The sequence below is a fragment of the Saccharopolyspora sp. NPDC002376 genome, assembly GCF_053593195.1.
Genome location: NZ_JBSFBZ010000112.1, coordinates 1 through 8,693 on the forward strand (window position 1 = coordinate 1; position 8,693 = coordinate 8,693).

The following is an 8,693-nucleotide window of genomic DNA, read 5'->3' on the forward strand; positions in this document are numbered from 1 at the left end:
CGCAGGCGCATAGCCCACCCCCGCAACCGGCACCGCCGCGGGTTCTCAGACGTCGCCTGGCGAGGACAGCCCGTTCGCCGTGTATTGGACATACACAAAAACGGGATCCCGCAGCCAGGCGGCGCCTGAGGTTCCGCCACCCGCACCGCCACGCAAAACGAGCCTGGAAAAACCTCATTGAAATCGCGGGATCCCCGGGTCGGGCGTCCACAGGGGACGGCCGCTGGTCACCCGGACAGAGCAGTTGACCAGCGGCTGATCGGAGTCGCCCGCATACTCGCTTCGGTCCACGAAGCGGTTCCGGCATCCGGCCGGTGCCGACGCGCGGAAGCGAGGTACTGCGATGCGTCTCCGGCTGGGTTTTCCGATCGCGCTGCTGCTGGCCGCGACCATGCTTCCCGCGGCCAGCGCCGCCACCCCGGAGTCCAGCACCCGGATTCCGCTGCGCGACGCACCGCTGGACCGCTCCGACGCACGCGAAGTGCGCACCTCAGCACCGTTCGACCTGGTGGGAATCGCCTGGCATGGATCGGCGCCGGACCACGTCGAAGTGCGGACCCGCGGTGCCGGTGAGTGGAGCGAGTGGACCGAGCTGGATCCTGACGCCGGCGGCAGCGAACCGCTGTGGACCGGGCGGGCCGACACCGCGCAGGTGCGCGCCAGCCGCGGCGGCGCGGACGTGACCGGCGAGCTCGAGCTCATCGCCATCGACCCCGGTGCACGACCCGCCGCAGCGCCGGAAAGGCGGACCCCCGGGGCGCCGCCGGTCGTCTCGCGCGCGCAGTGGGGTGCCGACGAGAGCCTGATGACCTGGCCGATCGAGCGCACCCGGACCAAGGCCGTGATCGTGCACCACACCGCGGGCACCAACGACTACAGCTGCGCGCAGTCCGCCGACGTCGTGCGCGCGATCTACCGCTACCACGCCGTCGAGCTGAAGTGGGGCGACATCGGCTACCACGCGCTGGTGGACAAGTGCGGCACCGTCTTCGAGGGACGGGCGGGTGGTCTGCACGGTGACGTCGTCGGCGGGCACGCTCGGGGCTTCAACCGCGAAACCTTCGGTGTGTCGATGCTCGGCAACTACGACCGGGCGACGCCGAGCAGCAAGACCCTCGAGTCGGTCTCCGAGATCAGCGCCTGGAAGCTCGGGACCGCAGAAGTGCGAGCCGACGGCCAAACCCAGCTGACCGCCGCGCCCGCGGACAACTCGCAACACCCGGCCGGTGCCACAGTCACGCTGCCGACGATCTTCGGACATCGCGACGTCAGCAAGACGGCCTGCCCGGGCCAGCACGGCTACGACAAGCTCGGTCCCATCCGCGCTCGCGCCGCGATCCTCCAGCAGCGCGCCGAGCGCCCGTGAAGTGCGGTGTCAGGGTTCCCAATTTTAGGGAAATTTGGAGACCCCTGGACGCCGCGTGATCACCACCAGCGGGTGAGGAGTTCGGCGACGCCGTCTTCGGAGTTGCTGGTGGTGACCTCGTCGGCCGCGGCCAGGGCCGCCGGGTGGGCGTTGCGCATGGCCACGCCGTGGCCCGCCCAGGTCAGCATCGGGACGTCGTTGGGCATGTCGCCGAAGGCGATCACGTCGGCCTGGTCGACGCCTAGGTCTGCGGCCACCGCGGCCAGCCCGGTCGCCTTGTCCACCCCGGCCGCGGACAGCTCGATCAGTCCCATCGTCGTCGAGTAGGTCAGCTGCAGCTGGGAGCCGATCACCGCGCCGGCCGCCTCGGCCATCTCCGCGCTCGTCATCTGCTCGTGCAGCACCAGCAGCTTGACCGCGGGCTTGCCGGTCAGCTCGTCGGTCCCGGCGACCCGGATGTCCGAATTCGGCCACACCCGGCGGAAGTCGGCCTCGGCGAGGAATTGCTCGTGCGGCCGGTCGAACGCGCCGTCAGTCGTCCGCTCCACCGCGAACGCGCAGCCCGGCAGCTCATGGCGCAGCTCACGCACCACGTCGTGCAGTTCCAGGGACTCGATCACGTGGCTCTGCAGGACATTGTCGGCAGCGGCGTCGTAGAGCACCGCGCCGTTCGCGCACACCGTCACCCCGGCCACCCCGAGGCCTTCCACGACCATCGGCACCCAGCGCGGCGGACGACCCGTGACCAGCACGAACGGGGTTCCGGAGTCGACCACCCGCTGCACCGTTCGCGCGGTTCGCCCGCTCACCCGCTCCATCGGGTCGAGCAGAGTTCCGTCCACGTCGGATGCCACCAGGCCGGGTTTGCGCACCCCGTCATCCTGCCTGGTGCGGCTCGCCGGACCCGAGCGAGCACCCGCGAACGCGATCCGCGCCACCCACATCACCTGATCGGGTCGGTACCGGTGGTGGTCGACCAGTACGGTCGACGTGTGCGAGTTGGGATCGTGATTCTGCCGGAGCACCGTTGGTGGGCCGCCGAGCCGATGTGGCGGATGGCCGAGGAGTACGGGTTCGCCCACGCCTGGACCTACGACCACCTGGGGTGGCGCTCCCTTGTGGACAAGTCGTGGTTCGACGCGGTGCCGACCTTGACCGCGGCCGCGATGGCCACCTCGACCATCCGGTTGGGCACGCTGGTGGCCTCGCCGAACTTCCGCCACCCGGTGCACTTCGCGCGGGAGCTCACCGCGCTCGACGACATCTCCGACGGCCGGATCACGCTCGGCATCGGCGCGGGCGGGCTCGGCCACGACAGCCAGGTGCTGGGTCAGCAAGAGCTGACGCCGGGTCAGCGCGTCGACCGGTTCGGCGAGTTCCTGGAGCTGCTGGACCAGATCCTCACCCACGACTCCACCGACTACTCCGGCACCTACTACTCCGCGGTGCAGGCCCGCCGGCACCCCGGCTGCGTGCAGCTGCCCCGGCTGCCGTTCGTGGTCGCCGCCAACGGCCCGCGCTCGATGCAGCTGGCCGCCCAGTACGGCAAGGGCTGGGTGACCACGGGCCGCGAGACGGAGGACCAGGAGGAGTGGTGGCGCTCGGTCGCCGACCTCTCGCTGCGGTTCGCCGAAACGCTGGCAGAGCAGGGCCGTGATCCGGCCAGGGTGGAGCGGTACCTGCAGGTCGACGCGGCGCCGGTGTTCTCGATGTCCAGTGTGGAGCACTTCCGGGACGTGGTCGGCCGCGCCGCCGAGCTCGGTTTCACCGACGTGATCACGCACTGGCCGCGCGCCGACGGCCCCTACGAGGGCAAGGAGTCAACTGTCGAAGAGATTGCTTCAGAAGTTCTTCCAGACATTTGATCTCCGGCAGCAACCCCGGTTCGGGCAGGGCGTCCACCCGGGCATGGGGACCTGCACCGGGTCGGAGATGGTGAGCGGGCTGACCGGCGACGAGATCCCCCGCGGACAAGATCCAGGTCAACGCCGACGACGAGATCGAGATGATCCAGGAACGCTGGGACGGCTGATCACATTTCGCTGCGGGGCGACGCGAGCAGCGTCGCCCCCACCGCGAGGAACTCGGCGGGTGTCCCGCCCAGCGCCGAAAGCCGGTGCGGCACGCGGGCGCTGAAGCTGACGCTGTCCCCGGCCCGCAAGGTCGTCGCGCCCTGCTCGAAGTCCACGTGCAACTGGCCGCTGAGCACGTAGAGCCAGTCGTGGCCCTCGTGCTTGACCGGCCGAACGCCTTCGCTGGTCGGGGAAATCCGGTAGCGCGCGGCGTAGAGGCCGGGGATCACAGCTCGTGGCGTCAGCACCTGCAGCGCCATGCCGTCGGTGTCGACCGTCGGAACCTCGTTGCCGCGCAACACCATCGCCGCCGGCCCCGGCTTGCAGTCGGTGAACAGCTGGGACAGGCCGACGTCCAGCGCGGTCGCCATCTGCGCCAGCACGTCCAGCGACGGCATCGCTTCGCCCTGCTCGATGTTGACCACCTGCGTCACGTCGAGCGCCGCCCTGTCCGCCAGCTCGCCCTGGTCGAGGCCCTGCGCCGCCCGCAACCGGCGGATCCGGTCGCCGAGCCCGGCGAGGGCGAGAGCACGCGTGCTACCAGGGGTGTCGGACACGTGACCCACCATAAGTCGGGTCCGGCGGATTCGCTGCGATCGCGCGTGTGCCCCGACCGCTCGGCGGGTAGCCGAGTTCGGCAGGGGGTGGTGGTGATGCGAGCCCAGGAGATCGTGCAACGCCTGCTGGACGACGAGGGCACCACTTACGCCGCCGAAGCCGGGATCAACCTGGAGAACAAACCCGCACCACTGTACCGCCTGCTGGTGCTGACGGTGCTGATGTCGGCGCGGATCAAGGCGGAGCTGGCGGTGTCGGCGGCGCGTGAGCTCGCCGAGTTCGGCACTCCGCAGAAGATGTGCGACGCGACCTGGCAGCAACGCGTGGACGCGCTCGACCGCGGGCACTACGTCCGGTACGACGAGAGCACGTCGACCGCGCTCGGCAAGGGCGCTCAGCTGCTGATCGACCGGTACCACGGTGATCTGCGCCGGATGCGCGCGAAGGCCGACGGGGATCTCGACGTGCTGCGGGAACTGCTCACCGAACTACCGCGCATCGGCCCGGTCGGGGCGAACATCTTCTGCCGCGAAGTGCAGCTGGTGTGGCCGGAGATCCGACCTTTCTTCGACGAGAAGTCCCTGGCCGGAGCGCGAAAGCTGGGCCTGCCGACCGATCCCGACGACCTCGCCAAGCACGTCGAGGGCCACGACCTGGCCCGGCTCGCGACCGCGCTCGCGATGACCTCGTGAGCGGCGGTGGTGGCTCTAACGACCACCGCCGCTCACGAGACGGTCACTTGGGTTCGAGGACCTCGCGGCCGCCGAGGAACGGGCGCAGCGCCACCGGGACGCGGACCGAACCGTCGGCCTGCTGGTGGTTCTCCAGGATCGCCACGATCCAGCGGGTGGTGGCCAGCGTGCCGTTGAGGGTCGCCGCGATCTGGGGGCGGCCGCCCTCGTCGCGGTAGCGGGTGTTGAGCCGCCGCGCCTGGAACGTGGTGCAGTTCGAGGTGGAGGTCAGCTCGCGGTAGGTCTGCTGGCTGGGCACCCAGGCCTCGCAGTCGAACTTGCGGGCCGCGCTGGCGCCGAGGTCACCGGCCGCGGTGTCGATCACCCGGTAGGGCACCTCGATCTTGGCCATCATGTCCTCTTCCCAGGCCAGCAGGCGCTGGTGCTCCTCCCGGGCGTCCTCTTCCCGGCAGTAGACGAACATCTCCAGCTTGTTGAACTGGTGCACGCGGATGATGCCGCGGGTGTCCTTGCCGTAGGAGCCGGCCTCGCGGCGGAAGCAGGTCGACCAGCCCGCGTAGCGCAGCGGACCGTCGGAGAAGTCCAGGATCTCGCCCGAGTGGTAGCCGGCCAGCGGCACCTCGGAGGTGCCGACCAGGTACAGGTCGTCCTCCTCCAGGCGGTAGACCTCGGTGGAGTGCGCGCCGAGGAAGCCGGTGCCGTCCATGATCTCCGGACGGACCAGCACCGGCGGCACGACCAGGCTGAAGCCGCTGGCGGTGGCCTGCGCGGCGGCCATGTTCAGCAGCGCCAGCTCCAGCTGGGCGCCGATGCCGGTGAGGAAGTAGAACCGGGCGCCGGACACCTTCGCGCCGCGCTCCATGTCGAAGGCGCCGAGCGCGGTGCCCAACTCGACGTGGTCCTTGACCTCGAAGTCGAACTCGCGCGGCACGCCGACGTGCTTGAGCACGGCGTAGTCGTCCTCGCCGCCCGGCGGCACGTCTGGCTCGACGACGTTCTGGACGGCCTTCTGGGTCCGCACCAGCTCGTCGTCAGCCTCCGACTGCGCGGCCTCGGCCTCCTTGACCTGCGCGGAGAGTTCCTTGGCGTGGGTCAGCAGCGCGTCGCGCTCCTCGCCCTTGGCCTTGCCGACCTTCTTGCCGAGCTGCTTCTGCTCGGCACGCAGGTTGTCCGCGCGGGACACCGCGGACCTGCGACGCTCGTCGGCGGACAGCAGCGCGTCCACCAGGGACGCGTCTTCCCCCCGCGCACGCTGCGAAGCGCGCACGGCTTCCGGATCATCGCGTAGCGTCTTCAGGTCGATCACAGCTGGTCAGCGTAGTCCCCACCGCCGACCCGCCCGCCCCCAGGGTGCATCCGGCGGCACCTGCGCACGCCAGGGCCGGAGAGGCTCCCAAATTTAGGGAAATTCGGAAGCACCACCCGCACCGCACGTCACCTGAGCGCGCAGAGCGGCTCCCAAATTTAGGGAAATTTGGGAGCCCCTCCGAGTCAGCCGTTGTTGGGGATGCGGTGGGGGACGAAGGCCGCGCCGTCGTCGGTGATCAGGCCCGACGTTTCGCGGATGCCGAGGCCCGCGGCGGAGTCGCCGACCACCCAGGCGCCGAGGGCCGGGCGCATCCCGTCGAACTCCGGCAGCGGGTCGAACGCCTGGTAGACGTAGCCCTCCTGGCCGTAGATCCCGGCGGTCTCGGTCTCCCAGCCCGGCGCCACGACGCTGATGTTGTTGCCCTCGCGACCCAGCCGGGGCTTGCGGACGTACTCGGTGAGCAGGCCCGGCTGGTCCAGGAACGTCGGCAGCAGGTTCGGGTGCCCGGGGCGCATCTCCCACAGGACCGCCAGCAGCGCCTTGTTGGACAGCAGCATCTTCCACAGCGGCTCGACCCACTGCGTGGCCGGCAGCGTGCCGACCGCGTGCTTGCCGAAGTCGTCGTCGACCATCCACTCCCAGGGGTAGATCTTGACGACGGAGTTCATCGGCGCCTCTTCGAGGTCGACGAAGCGCTCCAGCAGGCTGTCCCAGCCGATCTCCTCGATCGCCAGGCCGACGGTGTCCAGGCCCGCCTCCGCCGCGGTCTCCTGCAGGTAGGCGGCGGTGATGTTGTCCTCACCGGTGGTGTCGGCCGAGGACCAGGTGAAGTGCACCTCGTTGGTGGCCAGCTGGTCCTTGATCTCGCCCCAGCGCTCCACCAGCTTCTCGTGGATGGAGTTCCACTGGTCGTCGCCGTCGTGGCGCTCGGTCAGCCAGTGCCACTGCAGGACCGCGGCTTCCAGCAGCGAGGTCGGGGTGTCGGCGTTGTACTCCAGCAGCTTGGCCGGGCCGGTGCCGTCGTAGCGCAGGTCGAAGCGGCCGTAGAGGTGCGGGTCACCGCGCTTCCAGGACTCGGCGATGTGCGGCCACACCCACTCCGGGATGCCGAAGTCCTTGTAGCGCTCGGTGGTGATCACGTGGTCGACGGCGTCCAGGCACATCGAGTGCAGCAGTTCGACGTCGGCCTCCAGCGAGAGGACCTCGTCGAGGCTGAACTCGTAGTGCACGCCCTCGTCCCAGTAGGGGCGCGCCGATCCGTCGGCCGCGCGGGCGGGCGTGCCGAAGACCAGCCCCAGCTCCTCGACCTTGCTCTGCCAGTCCGGCCTGCGGTCGGTTGTCCTGCGTCGCACTCGTCAGCTCCCGCTGCTGCCGCTCTTGTTGTTGATGCCGAAACCACCGCGCTGGATGGTCTTGCCGCTGGTGTCCTTGATCGTGGAACCGGACGGCTTGGTGAACGACGATCCGCCCGGCGCCGACTGGCCCACCGGCGGGGCCGACACACCTGCCGGGGTGTAGGCGTAGCGGTAGGAGGCCTGCCCCATGCCACCACCGGGCAGGAAGATCGGCATGAAGAACATGCCACCGCTGACGTGGCCACCATGGCTGGTCACGTACTGCTCGTCGCAGAACTGGTCCTGGTCGCGGACGCCCGGCTGACCGGCCTGCTCGGTGGAGCAGTACTCCTGGCTGGCGCTGGCCTCGTTGCTGACCTCGGACACCGAGTACATCGCGGCGACCAGCGCCACGACACCGACGGTGACACCGCCGCCGAGCATCACGCGGCGGCGCTTCTGGCTCTTCTTCTCGGCGGCCTCGAGCTCGGCGTGCTCCTGCTCGGCCCGGCGCTTCTCCGCTGCGATGCGGGCGCGCTGCTCGGCCAGCGTCGGCTCGCGCGGGGTCGTGCTGTCGGGATCCTGATACCGGATCCGACCCTGCTGCGGTTCCGCCGTCGGCTGCTGCTCGGGCTGCGCCGGCGTGTTGGGCGGCGGCGTTCCCCCGCCCTGCTGCTCATCTGCCACTGGCTTGCCATCTTCCGTCATAACCCCACTCCCGGAAGCAACACTACCTATCCAGATGACGGCCCCGGCAACGAAATGGTTCCGAAGCCACCACGGGTAACCGCGCAACGCTGGTCCGAACCAGGCATGATGTCTGCGATGTCCGCGCCCGATGCACCCCCGAACCCCCGCCGGAAGACGCCCAACACCCGGCTCGTGATGATCTGCGCTGTGATCGGTGCGCTGCTGGTCCTGGTGGTCAGCGCGCTGCTCAACTTGCCGGCCGGCTCGCACAGCGCCGGACCCGATCAGCAGGGTTCGTCGCCGGCGCCCCGCGTGGTGTTCACCGCACCACCGGGCAGCTGCCTGAGCTGGGTCGAGGCCGACGCCGCCGACATCCGCCAGGTCACCTGCGAGGAGTCTCACCTGTTCGAGGTCACCGGCACCGCCGATCTGCGCCCCCAGTTCGGCGACAAGGCGCCGTTCCCGAACACCGAGCAGTGGCAGGAGATCAAGCAGGAGCGCTGCGTGGAGGTCTCCACCCAGTTCATGTCCGGCCGCTTCGACCCCAACGGCCGGTTCAGCGTCGGCGCGTTCACGCCGAGCGAGGAGGGCTGGGCCGACGGCGACCGGACGCTGCACTGCGGTCTCCAGCAGCCTGGACCGTCCGGGAAGCTCTACCCGATCAAGGGCAGT

The 8,693-nt window shown here is 69.8% G+C and carries 9 protein-coding genes; 4 read left to right on the plus strand and 5 right to left on the minus strand.

Translation table 11 applies throughout. The annotated features are described in order from the left end of the window. Positions 1–343: 343 nt before the first annotated feature. A complete protein-coding gene (locus ACWCO2_RS36330) occupies positions 344–1,366 on the plus strand; it encodes a peptidoglycan recognition protein family protein (RefSeq protein ID WP_450132341.1) in 1,023 nt (340 codons plus the stop codon). Positions 1,367–1,425: 59 nt separating this feature from the next. Here the strand turns inward: ACWCO2_RS36330 and ACWCO2_RS36335 are convergent, their stop codons facing one another. Then, entirely contained in the window at positions 1,426–2,238 is an 813-nt protein-coding gene (locus ACWCO2_RS36335; protein ID WP_450132349.1) for an HAD family hydrolase, read from the minus strand. Positions 2,239–2,358: 120 nt separating this feature from the next. On the opposite strand from ACWCO2_RS36335, the gene ACWCO2_RS36340 reads away from it, so the two are divergent. Then, positions 2,359–3,231: an LLM class flavin-dependent oxidoreductase gene (locus ACWCO2_RS36340; protein ID WP_450132342.1), complete on the plus strand. Its 873-nt coding sequence runs from the start codon at positions 2,359–2,361 to the stop codon at positions 3,229–3,231. A gap of 167 nt (positions 3,232–3,398) precedes the next feature. On the opposite strand, the gene ACWCO2_RS36345 is transcribed toward ACWCO2_RS36340, so the two are convergent. Continuing rightward, positions 3,399–3,995, minus strand: coding sequence for a helix-turn-helix domain-containing protein (locus tag ACWCO2_RS36345; protein ID WP_450132343.1), 597 nt, complete (start codon positions 3,993–3,995; stop codon positions 3,399–3,401). 96 nt (positions 3,996–4,091) lie between these two features. On the opposite strand from ACWCO2_RS36345, the gene ACWCO2_RS36350 reads away from it, so the two are divergent. Further along, entirely contained in the window at positions 4,092–4,688 is a 597-nt protein-coding gene (locus ACWCO2_RS36350; protein ID WP_450132344.1) for an endonuclease, read from the plus strand. Between the two features lie 43 nt (positions 4,689–4,731). On the opposite strand, the gene serS is transcribed toward ACWCO2_RS36350, so the two are convergent. The 3 genes from serS to ACWCO2_RS36365 all read right to left on the minus strand — a co-directional run bounded on the left by serS (position 4,732) and on the right by ACWCO2_RS36365 (position 8,039). Continuing rightward, on the minus strand, positions 4,732–5,994 hold the full coding sequence (gene serS, locus ACWCO2_RS36355) for a serine--tRNA ligase (protein ID WP_450132345.1): 1,263 nt from the start codon (positions 5,992–5,994) through the stop codon (positions 4,732–4,734). A 185-nt stretch (positions 5,995–6,179) separates the two neighbouring features. Continuing rightward, a complete protein-coding gene (locus ACWCO2_RS36360; protein ID WP_450132346.1) occupies positions 6,180–7,349 on the minus strand; it encodes a glutathionylspermidine synthase family protein in 1,170 nt (389 codons plus the stop codon). A 3-nt stretch (positions 7,350–7,352) separates the two neighbouring features. Further along, the gene (locus ACWCO2_RS36365) at positions 7,353–8,039 is read right to left on the minus strand and encodes a hypothetical protein (RefSeq protein WP_450132347.1); all 687 of its coding nucleotides are present in this window, start codon (positions 8,037–8,039) and stop codon (positions 7,353–7,355) included. A 117-nt stretch (positions 8,040–8,156) separates the two neighbouring features. Here ACWCO2_RS36365 and ACWCO2_RS36370 point away from each other — a divergent pair. After that, a partial coding sequence (locus ACWCO2_RS36370; protein WP_450132348.1) for a septum formation family protein occupies positions 8,157–8,693 on the plus strand: 537 nt, incomplete at its 3' end.